This is a genomic window from Streptomyces sp. NPDC001848 (assembly GCF_042891915.1).
Classification (GTDB): Bacteria; Actinomycetota; Actinomycetes; order Streptomycetales; family Streptomycetaceae; genus Streptomyces.
In genome coordinates, this window is record NZ_JBIATP010000001.1 from 367112 (window position 1) to 381763 (window position 14652).

At 72.2% G+C, this 14652-nt stretch carries 15 protein-coding genes; 6 read left to right on the top strand and 9 right to left on the bottom strand.

The features are described from left to right. The first annotated feature begins 4 nt into the window (after positions 1 to 4). The gene (locus ACFYZJ_RS01720; RefSeq protein WP_388561710.1) at positions 5 to 883 is read left to right on the top strand and encodes a polysaccharide deacetylase family protein; all 879 of its coding nucleotides are present in this window, start codon (positions 5 to 7) and stop codon (positions 881 to 883) included. A gap of 19 nt (positions 884 to 902) precedes the next feature. Here the strand turns inward: ACFYZJ_RS01720 and ACFYZJ_RS01725 are convergent, their stop codons facing one another. From ACFYZJ_RS01725 to ACFYZJ_RS01745, 5 genes are all read right to left on the bottom strand, one after another. Continuing rightward, on the bottom strand, positions 903 to 1481 hold the full coding sequence (locus tag ACFYZJ_RS01725; RefSeq protein ID WP_388561712.1) for an ATP/GTP-binding protein: 579 nt from the start codon (positions 1479 to 1481) through the stop codon (positions 903 to 905). Continuing rightward, positions 1468 to 1824, bottom strand: a complete 357-nt coding sequence (locus ACFYZJ_RS01730; protein WP_388561714.1) for a DUF742 domain-containing protein — start codon at positions 1822 to 1824, stop codon at positions 1468 to 1470. Before ACFYZJ_RS01730 ends, ACFYZJ_RS01725 begins: the two co-directional genes overlap by 14 nt. A 1-nt stretch (position 1825) precedes the next feature. Next, the gene (locus ACFYZJ_RS01735; protein ID WP_388561716.1) at positions 1826 to 2251 is read right to left on the bottom strand and encodes a roadblock/LC7 domain-containing protein; all 426 of its coding nucleotides are present in this window, start codon (positions 2249 to 2251) and stop codon (positions 1826 to 1828) included. An 11-nt stretch (positions 2252 to 2262) separates the two neighbouring features. Further along, the gene (locus tag ACFYZJ_RS01740) at positions 2263 to 4611 is read right to left on the bottom strand and encodes a nitrate- and nitrite sensing domain-containing protein (RefSeq protein ID WP_388561718.1); all 2349 of its coding nucleotides are present in this window, start codon (positions 4609 to 4611) and stop codon (positions 2263 to 2265) included. Between the two features lie 175 nt (positions 4612 to 4786). After that, positions 4787 to 5797 carry a substrate-binding domain-containing protein gene (locus tag ACFYZJ_RS01745; RefSeq protein ID WP_388561720.1) on the bottom strand — a complete coding sequence of 337 codons (1011 nt, stop codon included), beginning with the start codon at positions 5795 to 5797 and terminating at the stop codon, positions 4787 to 4789. Between the two features lie 452 nt (positions 5798 to 6249). Here ACFYZJ_RS01745 and ACFYZJ_RS01750 point away from each other — a divergent pair, with 452 nt between their 5' ends. Both ACFYZJ_RS01750 and ACFYZJ_RS01755 read left to right on the top strand, forming a co-directional pair. Further along, positions 6250 to 7578 (top strand): PP2C family protein-serine/threonine phosphatase, encoded by a 1329-nt coding sequence (locus ACFYZJ_RS01750; protein WP_388561722.1) that lies wholly within the window; start codon positions 6250 to 6252, stop codon positions 7576 to 7578. 104 nt (positions 7579 to 7682) lie between these two features. Beyond that, entirely contained in the window at positions 7683 to 8756 is a 1074-nt protein-coding gene (locus ACFYZJ_RS01755) for an MASE1 domain-containing protein (RefSeq protein ID WP_388561724.1), read from the top strand. Positions 8757 to 8768: 12 nt separating this feature from the next. Here the strand turns inward: ACFYZJ_RS01755 and msrB are convergent, their stop codons facing one another. The 4 genes from msrB to ACFYZJ_RS01775 form a co-directional block, all read right to left on the bottom strand. Then, on the bottom strand, positions 8769 to 9176 hold the full coding sequence (gene msrB, locus ACFYZJ_RS01760) for a peptide-methionine (R)-S-oxide reductase MsrB (protein WP_388561726.1): 408 nt from the start codon (positions 9174 to 9176) through the stop codon (positions 8769 to 8771). Between the two features lie 14 nt (positions 9177 to 9190). Beyond that, positions 9191 to 10582, bottom strand: a complete 1392-nt coding sequence (murC, locus tag ACFYZJ_RS01765; RefSeq protein WP_388561728.1) for a UDP-N-acetylmuramate--L-alanine ligase — start codon at positions 10580 to 10582, stop codon at positions 9191 to 9193. A gap of 76 nt (positions 10583 to 10658) precedes the next feature. Beyond that, a complete protein-coding gene (locus ACFYZJ_RS01770; protein WP_388561730.1) occupies positions 10659 to 11132 on the bottom strand; it encodes an indole-3-glycerol phosphate synthase in 474 nt (157 codons plus the stop codon). Between the two features lie 201 nt (positions 11133 to 11333). Then, entirely contained in the window at positions 11334 to 12170 is an 837-nt protein-coding gene (locus ACFYZJ_RS01775; protein WP_388561732.1) for a pyrimidine reductase family protein, read from the bottom strand. 37 nt (positions 12171 to 12207) lie between these two features. On the opposite strand from ACFYZJ_RS01775, the gene zapE reads away from it, so the two are divergent. The 3 genes from zapE to ACFYZJ_RS01790 all read left to right on the top strand — a co-directional run bounded on the left by zapE (position 12208) and on the right by ACFYZJ_RS01790 (position 14648). After that, positions 12208 to 13308: a cell division protein ZapE gene (gene zapE, locus ACFYZJ_RS01780; RefSeq protein WP_388561734.1), complete on the top strand. Its 1101-nt coding sequence runs from the start codon at positions 12208 to 12210 to the stop codon at positions 13306 to 13308. A 189-nt stretch (positions 13309 to 13497) separates the two neighbouring features. Next, positions 13498 to 13899 carry a hypothetical protein gene (locus tag ACFYZJ_RS01785; protein ID WP_388561736.1) on the top strand — a complete coding sequence of 134 codons (402 nt, stop codon included), beginning with the start codon at positions 13498 to 13500 and terminating at the stop codon, positions 13897 to 13899. 167 nt (positions 13900 to 14066) lie between these two features. Then, positions 14067 to 14648 carry a carbonic anhydrase gene (locus ACFYZJ_RS01790; protein ID WP_388561738.1) on the top strand — a complete coding sequence of 194 codons (582 nt, stop codon included), beginning with the start codon at positions 14067 to 14069 and terminating at the stop codon, positions 14646 to 14648. Positions 14649 to 14652 lie beyond the last annotated feature (4 nt).

Sequence of the window (14652 nt, forward strand, 5' to 3'; positions counted from 1 at the left end):
GTGGATGACGACGGGTCGCCGGGCCGTGCTGGCCGCCCTGGCGGGTGGCGTGCTCGCCGGATGCGCGGGCTCGAAGAGCGCGACGAGCGGCGGGACGCCGACGTCCGGCCCGCCCACCGGGCCCGCGCCGTCCACCACCGCCGCCCCGACGTCCGCGCCCTCGGCGACGGCACCGGCGGTCACGCGTGCCGAGATCGTGGCCCGCTACGGTCATACCGTGCCGCACTCCTGGGGCTTCGACGGCCCCGGGGTCGTGCACGCGTTGCCGAAGGGGAGGCGTGAGATCGCGCTGACCTTCGACGCCTGCGGCGGACGGGGCGGAAGCGGCTACGACAAAGCGCTGATCGACTTCCTGCGCCGGCGGGAGGTACCGGCGACGCTCTTCATCAACTCCCGCTGGATCGACGCCAACCCGGCCCTCTTCCGCCGGCTGGCCGCCGAGCCCCTGTTCGAGATCGCCAACCACGGCACCCGCCACCGCCCGCTGTCGGTCACCGGGCGCTCCGCCTACGGCATTCCCGGCACCCGTGACGCCGGGGAGGTGTACGACGAGATCGCCGGCAACCGGGCCAGGCTCACCCGGCTGCTGGGCGCCCCGCCGCGCTTCTTCCGGTCCGGCACCGCGTACTGCGACGACGTCGCGGCACGGATCGTCACCGACCTGGGGGAACGCTTCGCGAGCTTCTCGGTCAACGGCGACGGCGGTGCCACCTTCACCCCCGAGCAGGTCCGCACCACCGTGGCGTCCGCGCCCGGCGGCTCCATCGTCATCTGCCACATGAACCACCCCGAGGGCGGCACCGCCCGGGGTATCGCCGCCGCCGTACCGAAGTTGCTGGCGAGCGGTCACACCTTCGTGCGCCTGTCAGACGCGGTGCACTGACGAGGCGACCGGCTCCGCCTCACACCACCGAGGCGATCAACTGGTCGATCAGGGCTATGAGGACGTCCCGGCACGACTCGCGCTCCCGCGCGTCGCACAGCAGCACCTGGACGTGCCCGGGCAGCGCCAGGGCGTCCCGGATCTCCTCGGGCGGGTACGGGTGCTGCCCGTAGAAGCCGTTGACGGCTACGACGAAGGGGATACCGCGGCGTTCGAAGAAGTCGATGGCGGCGAAGCTGGACTCGGGGCGGCGGACGTCGATCAGGACGACGGCGCCGAGCGCGCCGATCGCCAGGTCGTTCCACATGAACCAGAACCGCTGCTGACCGGGCGTGCCGAAGAGGTACAGCACGAGGTCCCGGCCGATCGTGATGCGGCCGAAGTCCAGGGCCACGGTGGTGGCCCGTTTCTCCTCGATGCCGACCAGGTCGTCGACGTCCAGCCCGGCGGTGGTCAGCGGTTCCTCGGTGCGCAGCGGGACGATCTCGCTGACCGACCCGACCATGGTGGTCTTGCCGACGCCGAACCCCCCGGCGATGAGGATCTTCACCGTGTCGGGGGCCGACGCCGTACGGGTGGCGGTGTCAGAGCCGGCCAAGGCCGTCCCTCACTTTCTGCAGCAGTCGAAGGTCCGGGGTGCGGGAGACGGGGTGCGGCGGGCGGATGGTGATCCGGCCCGCCTCCAGCAGGTCGCACAGCATGATGACGACCACGCTCACCGGCAGGTCGAGATGGGCGGCGAGCTCCGCCACGGCGATCGGCTCGGCGCACCGCTTCAGGATCCGCGCGTGCTCGGGCTGGAGCCGGGGCGCCCACGCGGGCGGCGGGTCCACCGCCGTCACCGTGGTGATGAGGGTGAAGTCGGCGCGGCTGGGCCGGGTCCGTCCGCCGGTCAGCGTGAACGGCCGGACCAGCCGGCCCGCCGCGTCGCCTCCGCTCACCTCACTCGCCGCTGCGGGAGACGCCGAGGCCGGCCCGGGGTGCCGCACTCAGGTGCTCGCCGATCTTCTTCACCAGCATGTTCATCTGGTACGCCACCACGCCCACGTCGGCGTTCGGGCCGGTGAGGACGGCGAGGTGGGCGCCGGGCCCGGCCTGGGTGAGGATCAGGTAGCTGTGGGCCATCTCGATGAGCGCCTGACGCACCGGGCCGCCGCGGAAGTCCATGCTGACCCCCTTGCTGAGGCTCATCAGGCCGGACGCGGTCGCCGCGAGCCGTTCGGCGTCGTCGCGGACGAATCCGGTGGAGTGGCTGACGACCAGTCCGTCCTCGGAGAGCACCACCGCGTGGGCGACCCCGGCGACCCGGTCCACGAGTGAGGTGAGCAACTGGTCGAGCTGGCTGTGGGTGGCAGGCGAGCGTGTCATGTCGGTGTCCTTCAGGAGCGGTCGGCGAGCGGTGTGGACGTCGGGGCGGCCTCGGAGGCGTCGGCTGCGGCGGGCTCCTCCTGGTCGTACTGCGCCGGCGCGCCCTCGTCACGCGCCCGGAGCGTGCCGCGCTGGAAGCCGGCGAGGGAGGAGGCGGCGCGTTCCGCGGTGAACTCGTCGAGCACGCCGTGCGCCTCGGCGGGCGCGGCCTCCTCGAGCAGCTCGGCGGCCAGGCTGGTCTGCGGCACCCGGCGCGGCAGCGGGGGAAGCCCTCCCGCGCTCCCGGCCGGGTGGGTGTGCACGGCGGCCTCCCTCCGGGTGGGCTCCCGGTGGGCGTCGGCCGCGGCGGCGGTCTCGGCGGTGCGGGCCGGGCGGGCGGGCCGGGGCTCTCGCACGGGCGCGTGGTCGGGCGCCTCGGTGGACCCGGGGGCCTCGCGCACCACGATGTCGTGGGGGACGAGCACGATCGCCGTGGTGCCGCCGTACGGCGAGGGGCGCAGGGTCACGGCGATGCCGTGCCGGGTGGCCAGGCGGGCGATCACGAACATGCCGAGCCTGAGGTCGTCGGCGAGGGCCACCACGTCGAACTGGGGGGCCACCGCCAACTGGGCGTTGAGCTGGGCGTAGTCCTCCTCGGACAGGCCGAGTCCGCGGTCCTCGATCTCGATGGCGAGGCCCTTGGCGACCAGCGCGGCCCGCACCTGGACGGGGCTCGGGGCGGGCGAGTACGCGGTCGCGTTGTCGATGAGTTCGGCCAGCAGGTGGATCAGGTCGGCCACCGCGGGCGGGGACAGGTACACGTCCTCGTCGGTGTGCACCTCCACCCGCTGGTACTCGGCGACCTCACCGACGGCGCTGCGCACGATGTCGATCAGCGCGACCGGTTCGGTCCAGCTGCGCCGGGGCTGTTCGCCGCTGATGATGACGAGGTTCTCCTCGTAGCGGCGCAACTGGCTCGCGGTGGAGTCCAGTTCGTACAGCCCCTTGAGGACGTCCGGGTCCTGGTGCTGTCTCTCCAGCGCGTCCAGCTTGCTGAGCTGCAGGTTGACCAGGTTCTGGCTCTGCCGGGCGATGCCGAGGATCACCTTCTGGAAGCCGCGCCGGGTCTCGGCGAGTTCGACGGCGGTGTGCACGGCGGTGCGCTGGGCGGTGTTGAACGCCTGGGCCACCTGGCCCAGTTCGTCGTGCCCGTAGTCGAGCGGTGGCGTCGCCGACTCCACGTCGACCTTCTCGCCCCGCTCCAGCCGGGCCACGACGTCGGGCAGCCGTTCCTGGGCCAGGGAGAGCGTGGCGAGCCTGAGACCGCGCAGCCGCCGGGACAGGGAGCGGGTGATCCGCCAGGACATGCCGACGCACACCAGGAGGGCGGCGAGTCCTCCGGCGCTCAGCGAGCCGGCTTTGACCAGCAGGCCGTGCGCCGTGGCGGCACTGCGGTCGAGCAGCTGCGCCGTCTGCTGCCGGATCAGTGCCGCGTACCGGTCGGCGAGCGTGTTCATCGCGGTGCTCCAGCGCTGCCGGGCGTCCGGCAGCGCGACCCCGCGCCCGCCGGAGGCCGCCCGGGCCGCGAGCACCTGGTCCTCGACGTCCCGCAGGCTCGCCCACTCGGGTGACTGCAGGATCCGTTCGGCCTGGGTCTTCATGCTGCCCTGCAGCGAGGGCACGATCTGGTCCTGGACCAGCCAGCGGCGGGCGTGGACCAGCTGCATGAACTGCTCCCACGACGCGTCGTCCATGTGCCGCGACGGCCAGGCCAGGGTGAGCTCCGCGTCCTCCTGGGAGGCCAGCTCCGCTGCATTCTCCAGCGCGACCAGCGGGCCGGCCTGCGAGGTGAGGTCGCCGTCGTCGACCTGGGAGAGCTCCTGGAAGGCCTGGATCTGCCGACCGATGATCGCGGTGTACTGGTCCAGTGCCTGCTGGGCGGTGATGTCCGTGGGACGGTCCACCTGGTCGCGGTAGTACTCCAGGCTGCCCACCGACGCGACGACGGAGTACATCGGGTCCTTGATGCGGGAGGGCGCCCGCTTGATGGCGTCGGCCTGTCCGGTGAGCTGCGCCACCGCCGCGTCCGTCGCCCTGCGCTGGGCGTCCAGGGCGGCCCGGGAGCCGTGCGGGGAGGCCAGCCACGCAGCGGACAGCTGCCGCTCCCGCTGCAGGGCGAGCGCCGCCTCGGTACCCATGGCGCCGGTGGACCGGCTCAGCTCCGTCTGTGCGCGCAGCCGCAGCCCCTCCGAGAACATCTGGGTGGTGGTCACCGCCCACACGGCGGCGAGCGTGACGCTGGGCACCAGGGCCAGGAGGATCAGGGAGAGGCGTATGGAGCCGAGACGGCGCCGGATAGGTGTCGGTGTCCGTCGAGACATCGTGGTCCTAGAACGGTCCATGGGGGACGGGGGAAGTCGAGGGAAGGGGACGGACGCGTGGGGGTGGGCGCGCGTCCGGTGCGGCACAGGGGTGCGCAGGATGTTATCGGTCCGTGTGACCTGGCGCACCGACAGCGACGGATCGTTTTGGCGGTTCTCGGGAGGAGGTGCCCGGTCAGCGGGTGCCGCCCGCCGCGAACTTCGCCACCGAGGTGATGTTCGCCTTGGTGACGAAGGCGGGACCGGTGAGCACCGGGGCGGTGCCGCCGCCGCTGACGTTGCCGTTGGTCCTGTACAGCCACAGCGAGTCCACGGCGAGGTAGCCCTGGAGATAGGGCTGTTGATCCACGGCGAACTGCACGTCCCCGTCCTGGACGGCCCTGACCAGGTCGGTGTTGAGGTCGAAGGTGGCGACGCGTGCCCTGCTGCCCGCCTGCTGCACCGACTTGACCGCGCCGAGCGCGAACTGCGCTCCCAGCGTGACCACTTCGTCGATGCTCGGGTCCTGCCGCAGCTGGGCGGCGACGGCGCCGGTCACGGCGCCCATGTCGGTGCCGTCCACGTAGAGCAGGTCGGTCCGGCCGCCGAAGGCCTTCTTCACCCCGGCGCAGCGCGCTTCCAGGGCGACGTTGCCGCGCTCGTGGATGACGCACAGGGCGTGCTTGGCGTGGAGGTCGTTCAGCTTGTCGCCGACGGCGCGGCCCGCGACGCTCTCGTCCTGGCCGAAGTACTCCAGAACGCCCTCCGAACGCCAGGCGTCGATCCCGGAGTTGAGCCCGACGATCGGTATGCCCGCCGCCCTGGCGTCGGCGATCGCTCCCTTCATCGCCTCCGGCTTGGCGAGGGTCAGCGCGATGCCGTCGACCCGGTCCTTGACCGCGTCCCGCACCAACTCCGCCTGTCCCGCCGGGTCCGGGTCGCCCGCGTACGTCAACTCGGCGCCGTCCTTGGCCGCGGCCGCCTCGGCGCCCTTGCGCACCAGCTCCCAGAAGGCGTCGTCCTTGGCTCCGTGGGTGACCAGGGCGACCTTGAGCCGGCCCGGTCCGGACGCCTTCGCGTCGCCGGCTGCGGCGCCTTCGGAACCGGAGCAGCCGGCCAGCAGCAGGCAGGCGGCGACGGCGACGGCGGTCAGGGCGGTGCCGAGCGGGGTTCTGCGGGACCTGTGCGGAGAGGGAAAGGTCTTCATGGGGGGTGCGGCACCTCGCTGTGCAGCCGAGCCAGAGGACGGCGGTCGTACGGGAAGAGCGGAGTGAGCCGGGACGTACCGGCTCGGTGGCTCACGCTGAGCCGGAGCCAATCGCGGGTGACCGCCCGTGGTCAAGTGAGCGACCCCGGGTAGTCGGCTGTTGCTGCCGCATTGTGATGATCTCCGCCCGCCGGGCGCCCGAGCCCGGCCGCCCTCCGCCCGCCGGCCACGGGCCCAGCGGCCGTGCCGCCGGCCACGGGCCGCTCCACGCGGGCGTCCGTCGTCCGGCATCCGGGGCGACCCTTCCCGCCCAGGACCACGACATGTAACTTTTGCCGTGATATGCGTGATTTCTCGCCATCGAGTCGTGCCACGTTGTCGTCCTGTTCGATCACGGTCCTACCAGGAGGCTGGGTGTACCGTCCGCGTGAGTGGCCGCAGGGGCGTCCGTCATGACCGGACGGAGGCGGGAACCACGGCGGTCAGGCCCCCATGACCTGCGTTTGCGGCTGCGTGACGAGCTGGTCCGGATCGACGATCAGTTGCGCGCCCTGGTCTCCGCCATGGACCGGCTTCAGGGGCTGCTGGACGCCGTGGTGGCCATCAGCCGGGAGGTGGAGCTGCCCGGGGTGCTGAACCGCATCGTGACCACCGCCATGGACCTGGTGGGCGCCCGCTACGGGGCACTGGGAGTCCTCGACGAGTCCGGTGAGTCCCTGAAGGAGTTCATCGCCGCCGGCCTGTCCGAGCGGGAGTACGCCGACCTGGCCGCGGTGGGCCTGCCCGAGGGTCGGGGCCTGCTCGGGCACCTGATCAGCCATCCCCAACCGCTGCGGGTCGACGACATCCCCGCGCACCACTCCTCCGTCGGCTTTCCGCCGGGCCATCCGCGCCTGCGCACCCTGCTCGGTGTGGCCATCAGCGTGCGCGGCGAGATCTACGGTGACCTCTATCTGTCCGAGCGACGTGACGGGCGACCCTTCGACGTCCACGACGAGAACATCGTCGTCGCCCTGGCCGGCGCCGCCGGCATCGCGATCGAGAACGTCCACCTGTTCGAACAGGTGCGCACCGCATCCGAGAAGTTCCAGCGGCTCCTGCTGCCGGCCCTGCCCGATCTGCGGCCGTTCACCGCCGCCGCCATCTACCGGCCCGCCGCCGAGCCGAGCCGACTCGGCGGCGACTGGTACGACGCCATCCTGCTGCCCGACGACGCGGTGGCGGTCGTCATCGGTGACGTGGTGGGCCACGATCTGGAGGCCGCCGCCGCCATGGCCTCCACCCGCAACATGCTGCGCGCCCTGCTCTTCGACCGGTGCACTCCGCCCAGCGCGATCCTCGCCCAGCTCGACCGCACCCTGCAGGGCATCACCGACACCCCCGTGACCACCACGAACCTGGCGCGCATCGAACCCGACGGGCCTGGGTGGCGGCTGCACTGGAGCGCCGCGGGCCACGTGCCGCCCCTGGTGATCGCTCCCGGCCGGAAGGCGGAGTACCTGTTCGCCGAGCCCGGACTGCCCCTCGGGGTCGACACCGAACAGGCCCGCCCCGACCACATCCACCCGCTGCCCCCGGGCAGCACCGTGGTCCTCTTCACCGACGGTCTGGTCGAACACCCCCACCGCCCCATCGACGAGTGTCTGGACGAGCTCTCCGGTGTCGCCACCGCCCATGCGGGCCTGCCCCTGGAGGACCTGGTCCAGACGCTCGCCGACCACGCCCCCAGCGACGGCCACGACGACATGGCGATCCTCGCGCTGCGCACCCCACCCGTCTGAGGAACACGCACAACAGGCGCGCCCTTCCTGTAGCCGACCGCTTGGTGGATCACGCGCGGCCGACGGACGATGGGTTACGGGGCCGAGCCGATGGGGAGACCCCGATGTCCGTCGCGCGGCACGAACTGCTCCGGCGCGGCGCGGTGACCGCCCTGGAGATCTGCGTCATCGCCGCGCTGTACTACGCCTCGGGCAGGCTCGGGCTGCTCCAGCAACTGGTACGTGGCCAGGTCACCCCGCTGTGGCCGCCGACCGGGATCGCGCTTGCCGGGCTGCTGCTCCTCGGGCCCCGGGTGTGGCCGGGGATCGCCCTGGGCGCGCTTCTGATCAACATCTCTCTCGGGCCGTCGGTCCCCGCCGTGCTCACGATCGTGGCCGGGAACACGGTCGCGCCGCTGTGCGCGTACGCACTGCTGGGCCGCGCCGGGTTCCGTAACGAGATGGACCGGCTGCGCGACGCGCTGGCCCTGGTGTTCCTCGGGGCCTTCGCCGGCATGCTCATCAGCGCGACGGTGGGCAGTTGCACCCTGCTGCTCGCCGGTGCGCTGTCCGCCGGCGCGTTCTGGCCGACGTGGTCGGTGTGGTGGACCGGCGACGCGATGGGGGTGCTGCTGGTGACGCCGGTCCTGCTGGTGCTGCGCTCCGCGCACCGGCCGAGGGACGTGCCGTCGTACCGGTGGTGGGAGGGGGCGCTGCTGGTGGCGGCCACCGTCGGGGTCGGGTTCCTCGAGGTCAGTCGGGTACCGCTGCTCTTCGTCGCCCTGCCGCTGCTGATCTGGGCGGCCTTCCGCTTCCAGCGGGCCGGGGCCGCACCCTGCGCACTGGCCGTGTCCACGTTCGCCATCCTCGCCGCGGCCCGGAGGACGGGCCCGTTCGCGGGTCACAACCTGCTCACCGACATGATCACCCTGCAGGCGTTCAACGGCTCGGTCGCCCTGACGGCCCTGCTGCTCGGCGCGACGATCAGCGAGCAAAGACAGAACCGGAAGGAGATCGAACAGGCGTGCCGCCAGCTCGCCGACATGGTGGCGAGGATCGCGCCGGAGGAGGCCGGGAAAACGGCGAGGCCCGACAGCGAGGAGAACGGGGACGGCGACCGCCCCCGCAACCACCGCGCTCCCTCGGCGGCCGACGCACAGGGGCGGGACCGGTGGGACCACCGTCCCCGTCCCCCGTGACACCCGGCCTGGTCAGCTCTCGTCAGGGAGCAGGCGCAAGGAGATCGAGTTGATGCAGTACCGCTGGTCCGTGGGCGTCGGGTAGCCCTCCCCCTCGAACACGTGCCCGAGGTGGGAGCCGCACCTGGCGCACCGCACCTCCGTCCGCACCATCCCGTGCGAGCGGTCCTCCAGCAGTTCCACCGCGTCGCTGTCCTTCGGGTCGTAGAACGACGGCCAGCCGCAGTGGGACTCGAACTTCGTGTCCGAGGTGAACAGTTCGGCGCCGCAGGCGCGACAGGAGTACACGCCCTTGGTCTTGGTGTTCGTGTACTCACCGGTGAAGGCGGGCTCGGTGCCGGCCTGGCGCAGGACCGCGTACTCCGCCGGGGTCAGTTCCGCGCGCCACTGCTCGTCCGGCTTGTCGACGTCGTACGACATGAAGGCCAACCCCTCTACTGCTGTGCGAGACGGTCCAGGATCCGCGGGCCGAGCTCCGTGACGTCGCCCGCGCCCATGGTGAGAACGAGATCACCCGGCTTCGCCATTCCCGCGACGACCGCGGGGACCTCCGCCTGGTCGTGGACGGCCTGCACGTCCGCGCCCGCCGCCCGCGCCGCCTCGATGATCAGCTCGCTGGTCACGCCCGGGATCGGGTCCTCGCGGGCCGGGTAGATGTCCAGGACCACGGAGGCGTCCGCGAGCGCCAGCGCCTGGCCCATCTCCTTGCCCAGTTCCTGGGTGCGGGAGAACAGGTGGGGCTGGAAGACCACCAGGATGCGGGACTCGCCGGCCGCCGCCCGCATCGCCTCCAGGTCCGCCGTCATCTCCGTGGGGTGGTGTGCGTAGGAGTCGACGACCTGGACACCGGCCTGCTCGCCCTTGAGCTGCAGGCGGCGCTTCACACCGGTGTACGCGGCCAGGGCCGGGGCCAGCTCCGCCGCCGGGATACCGACCGCCACTCCCGCCGTCAGGGCCGCGACCGCGTTCGCCGCGTAGTGGCGGCCGGGGACGGAGACCGTGAAGGTCAGCTCCGAGCCGTCCAGGTCCACCGTCACCCGGCTCTTCAGGCCCTGCGGGACGATCGAGAGGATGCGCACGTCGGCGTCCGCCGCCTCGCCGTACGTCACCGTCCGCACCGAGCCGGCCAGCCGCCGGGTCAGCTCGCGTGCGCCCGCGTGGTCCGCCGAGACCACCAGCGTGCCGCCCGGGACGATCCGGCCCGCGAACGTCCGGAAGGAGTCGTAGATCTCCTCCAGGGACGCGTAGTTCGCGTGGTGGTCGAGTTCGACGTTGAGGACGATGGCGACCTCGGGGGCGTACTTGTGGAAGCTGCGGTCCGATTCGTCCGCCTCCGCGACGAAGATGTCGCCGTCGCCGTGCAGGGCGTTCGAACCCGGGGCGTCCAGGTCGCCGCCGATCGCGTACGACGGCTTCAGGCCCAGCTCGGTGAGGGACACCGCCAGCATCGACGTCGTGGTCGTCTTGCCGTGGGTGCCGGCGACCGCGATCGGGCGCAGGCCTTCCATCAGGGCCGCGAGGGCGTCGGAGCGGTGGACCACCGGGATGCCCAGCTCGGCCGCGCGGGCCAGCTCCGGGTTGTCCTCACGGATCGCCGAGGAGACGACGACACAGCTCGCGTCGTCGGCGAGATGCCCGGCCGCGTGGCCGATGTGCACGGTCGCGCCCAGCGCGCGCAGGGCCTCGGCGGTCGGCGAGTCCTTGGCGTCGCTGCCCGCCACCCTGGCCCCGCGCTGCGCGAGGATCTTCGCGATGCCCGACATTCCGGCGCCGCCGATGCCGATGAAGTGCGGTCGGTCCATGGCGGTGGGGAGGCCGGGTGCCATGCGTGTCTCCTGGGTGCTGGTACGGCGGACGTTCAGCGACACACCCTAGTGCGTCACGGGACGGTCCCGGCGACCGTCACGCCTTGCTGTGCGAGAACAGCTTCAGCACCGGTACGCCGACCTTGTGCCGGGCCCTGGAGGCCCAGTCGCGGTGGAAGAACTCCTCCACGTAGTGCGGGTCGGTCAGCACGATCACCTCGTCCGCGCCGACCTCGTCGACCAGACCCTTGAGCGCGTCCAGCGGATGGTCCTCGATGAGGCGGCCCTCCGCCGCGCTGCCCGCCGCGCGCAGCGCGGACAGCGACACCTCCAGGGCCTGCCGCCCCAGCTGGGCGGCGTCCTTGCCCTCCGGTGTCTCCCGTTCGTGCGCCGCCTCGTCCAGCTCGCCCAGGGCGATGTCGTCGATGGCCCGCAGCAGGCGGTCCGCCTGGTCGCCGCGGGGTTGCAGCAGGATGTGAAAGGAGACCGGCTCGTCACCGTGCAAGGTGGTGACGAACTCCACGTCGGCGGACGTGAGGGCCTTCTCGATCATCAGTACGCTCGTGAACACGACAGGCGCCCTTCTCCTCCATGGACCGCGGACCTTCCCCGGTGGGCCGTCACGGCCCTTGCGGAAACCATCCTGCCCCGGCACCGGCGCGGGATCCGCGTGAACTAGTGTGCCCACCGAACGCTGAACGGAACGGGTGATTCCACACCGTCGCCGCACATCGGGAGCTTCAGGTAGAAAACGCCCGTATGCCCGCACCGCTCAGGCGCGGCGGTACCGCGCGAACAGGAACCCCTCCTCCTCCAGCAGCGACGCCAGCGCGAAGCGCCTGGGCACCGTGAGCGAGGGGCCCCCGGCGATCCGCTGCGCGTCGCCCGCCGTGAGCATCGGCGAGACGGTCAGGCACAGCTCGTCCAGCACCCCGGAGACGACCAGCTGGCCCAGCAGACGCGGCCCGCCCTCGCTGAGCAGCCGGGTCATGCCGAGGTCCGCGAGGGCGCGTACGGCCCGGACCGGGTCCACACCCATGCCGTCCCCGGCGATCACCACCCGGGCGCCCGCCTTCTCGGCCGCCGCCACCCGGTCCGGTGCCGCCGCGGCCCCGGTGAGCACCATCGTGGGCACCAGGGGCGAGGTGAACAGCGGCCAGGAGAAGTCCAGCTCCAGGCTGGAGCTGACCACCGCGATGGCGGGCACCGGGCCCTGTGCGGCCGCCCGGCGCATCGCGGCGAAGGCCTCGCGCTCGCGTGCCGGCCGGTACCCCTCCTGCCGTACCGTTTCCGCACCCACGATCACCACATCCGCGAGCCCCCGCAGCGTGCCGAAGATGCGCATGTCGGCGGCGCTGGAGATCGGGTGGGACCGCCCTTCGTGCTGGGCGGCACCGTCCAGGGTGGAGACCATGTTGGCGCGCAGCCAGGGCTCCCGACCGCCGGGCGGGGGCTCCGGGTAGGCGTAGGCCGCGGCGAGCTCCTCCAGCGACCACTCGCGGTCGACGGACCCGCCCGCCGCGCCGGCGCCCGGCACCTCCCCGGTGTCCGGGGCCGGAGCACCCGGCCGGGCCGCTGTCTCGTCCGTCACAGGGAACAGGCGTCGCATGTCGTGCAGTGTGGCACGACACGTACAGTGGGGAAGCGTGTCGTCCTCCACCGCCGCCTCCCGGACCGAACCGATAGCCGACGCGGCCCCGCTGTCCCTGTGCGCCCGCGAGCCGCACGTCCCGGCCGACCGGCTCGTCGCCGAGATGGTGCCGCCGCCGCGCTTCGACTCGGTCCGCTTCTCGACGTACATACCGGACCCGAACCAGCCCAGTCAGAGCGAGGCCGTACGGGTCCTCGAGGGCTTCGCGGCCGGGCTCGGCGCGGAACGGACCAACGGCAGGCGCGGGTTCCTCGGGTTCGGCAGGAGCAAGGCCCCGAAGACGCCCGCGGGCCCCCGCGGCGTCTACCTCGACGGCGGCTACGGCGTCGGCAAGACCCACCTGCTCGCCTCCCTGTGGCACGCCACCCCGGCCGAGCCCTCGCTCAAGGCCTTCGGCACCTTCGTGGAGCTGACGAACCTGGTCGGCGCGCTCGGCTTCCAGCAGACCGTGCAGACGCTCTCCGGCCACCGCCTGCTGTGCATCGACGAGTTCGAGCTGGACGATCCCGGCGACACGGTCCTCGTCTCCACCCTGCTCGGCAAGCTCGTCGAGGCGGGCGTGGCGCTCGCCGCCACCTCCAACACCCTGCCGGGCAAGCTCGGTGAGGGCCGCTTCGCCGCGGCCGACTTCCTGCGCGAGATCCAGGGCCTGTCGGCCCACTTCCGCACGCTGCGCATCGACGGCGAGGACTACCGCCACCGCGGCCTGCCCGAGGCGCCGGCGCCGTACACCGACGCGCAGGTGACGAAGACGGCGTACGCCACCGAGGGCGCCTCGCTCGACGCCTTCCCGCAGTTGCTCGAGCACCTCGCCCGGGTCCACCCCAGCCGGTACGGCGCGCTGACCGACGGAGTGAAGGCGGTGTGCCTGACGGACGTCCGGCCGGTGCCCGACCAGTCGACGGCGCTGCGGCTCGTCGTGCTCGCGGACCGGCTCTACGACCGCGAGGTGCCGGTGCTCGCCTCCGGGCTGCCGTTCGACCAGCTGTTCAGCGAGGAGATGCTGAAGGGCGGCTACCGCAAGAAGTACTTCCGCGCCATCTCCCGCCTCACCGCGCTCGCACGGGACGCCGGAAGCCTCGTTCGGGAGCAGTAGCCCCCGCAGACCCGTTCACGCGTAGCAGTTTCAAACAGACGTGCGTCAGCGACGACTTCCAGCCATCCCCACCTCGATTTTTGGGCTTTCCTTTACCTGAAACGTAAAGTTAACCCTGCAAAGGCGGTTGCCGGGTTAACGTGTTCGCGAGACACCTTCTACGGACGCGGGCAAGGGGGAAGGAGGCGCATGGTACGCGGTGCGACGGTCCGGTTCGTGCTCACGATCCTCTCCGCCGTCCTGCTCGCCCTGCAACTCTTCGCGCCCACCGCGTCCTTCGCCGCCTCCGCGCACCAGGTCCATCTGAGGGCCGCCGAAGCCCCGGAGGCGGTCACCGCCAAGCGCGCCGACGAGACGGACGAGGTCGTCACCTGCGGCGACCACGGACACCCGGCCGGCCCCACCGGCCCGCTGCGCACCCGCGACCGGCACCGCGCGGCGGCGGACTCCACCCCGGAGCCCCCCGCGCTCGTACCGCTGGCACACGACGCCACGGCCGTGCGGCCCCCGGCCGCCTCTCCCGCCGCGCTGCACATATCAAGATCCTCGACCGCTCACACACCAGCGGCACTCCAGGTGTTCCGCTGCTGAGCCCGTCACCCGGTACGGGCTGACATCGACCTCCCCTCACCACGCCACATCGGCTCTCGCCACGCCACACCGGCCGAGCGCGCCGACGTGGGTCATGTCGCCGTACCCGCATCTGCCATGTTTCGTACACCGACGCGCCATCCAGGGCGCGCCAGGAGGAACTGACAATGCAGCCCCTCATCGACAACGCCCGTGCGCACGGCCGACGCCCGGAGGAGTTCGCGCGGCTGGCCGAGGGCCAGTCCCCACAGGTGTTGTTCATCACCTGCTCCGACTCCCGGGTCGTGCCCGCGCTGATCACCGGAGCCCGGCCCGGTGAACTGTTCGAACTGCGCACCGCGGGCAACATCGTGCCTCCGTACGCCTCCGAGCACCCCACCAGCGAGGCGGCCACCATCGAGTACGCCGTGGAGGTCCTCGGCGTCAAGGACGTCGTGGTCTGCGGCCACTCGCACTGCGGAGCCGTCGGCGCGCTGGTGCGCGGCGACGACCTGACCGCCGTACCGGCCGTGCGCGACTGGCTGGCGCACGCCGCACCCGAGCCGCGCTCGTCCGCCGCGGACGACCCGACGGTCGCGGAGGCCGTGCAGAACCACGTGCTGGCGCAGCTGCTGCGCCTGCGCTCCTACCCGTGCGTCGAGCAGCGCCTGAAGGCGGATCAACTGCGCCTGCACGGCTGGTACTACGAGGTCCACACGGGATCGGTGCACGAACACCGCACCGAGACCGACAGGTTCGAGGCCCTGTGAGCGG

What these genes read in the sequence shown, in the direction of transcription:
- murC (WP_388561728.1), bottom strand. Translation starts at nt 10,582, where the DNA reads ATGGCACCCGGCCTCCCCACCGCCATGGACCGACCGCACTTCATCGGC.
- ACFYZJ_RS01735 (WP_388561716.1), bottom strand. Translation starts at nt 2,251, where the DNA reads ATGACACGCTCGCCTGCCACCCACAGCCAGCTCGACCAGTTGCTCACC.
- ACFYZJ_RS01745 (WP_388561720.1), bottom strand. Translation starts at nt 5,797, where the DNA reads ATGAAGACCTTTCCCTCTCCGCACAGGTCCCGCAGAACCCCGCTCGGC.
- ACFYZJ_RS01755 (WP_388561724.1), top strand. Translation starts at nt 7,683, where the DNA reads ATGTCCGTCGCGCGGCACGAACTGCTCCGGCGCGGCGCGGTGACCGCC.
- ACFYZJ_RS01785 (WP_388561736.1), top strand. Translation starts at nt 13,498, where the DNA reads ATGGTACGCGGTGCGACGGTCCGGTTCGTGCTCACGATCCTCTCCGCC.
- ACFYZJ_RS01775 (WP_388561732.1), bottom strand. Translation starts at nt 12,170, where the DNA reads ATGCGACGCCTGTTCCCTGTGACGGACGAGACAGCGGCCCGGCCGGGT.
- ACFYZJ_RS01720 (WP_388561710.1), top strand. Translation starts at nt 5, where the DNA reads ATGACGACGGGTCGCCGGGCCGTGCTGGCCGCCCTGGCGGGTGGCGTG.
- msrB (WP_388561726.1), bottom strand. Translation starts at nt 9,176, where the DNA reads ATGTCGTACGACGTCGACAAGCCGGACGAGCAGTGGCGCGCGGAACTG.
- ACFYZJ_RS01750 (WP_388561722.1), top strand. Translation starts at nt 6,250, where the DNA reads ATGACCGGACGGAGGCGGGAACCACGGCGGTCAGGCCCCCATGACCTG.
- ACFYZJ_RS01740 (WP_388561718.1), bottom strand. Translation starts at nt 4,611, where the DNA reads ATGTCTCGACGGACACCGACACCTATCCGGCGCCGTCTCGGCTCCATA.
- ACFYZJ_RS01790 (WP_388561738.1), top strand. Translation starts at nt 14,067, where the DNA reads ATGCAGCCCCTCATCGACAACGCCCGTGCGCACGGCCGACGCCCGGAG.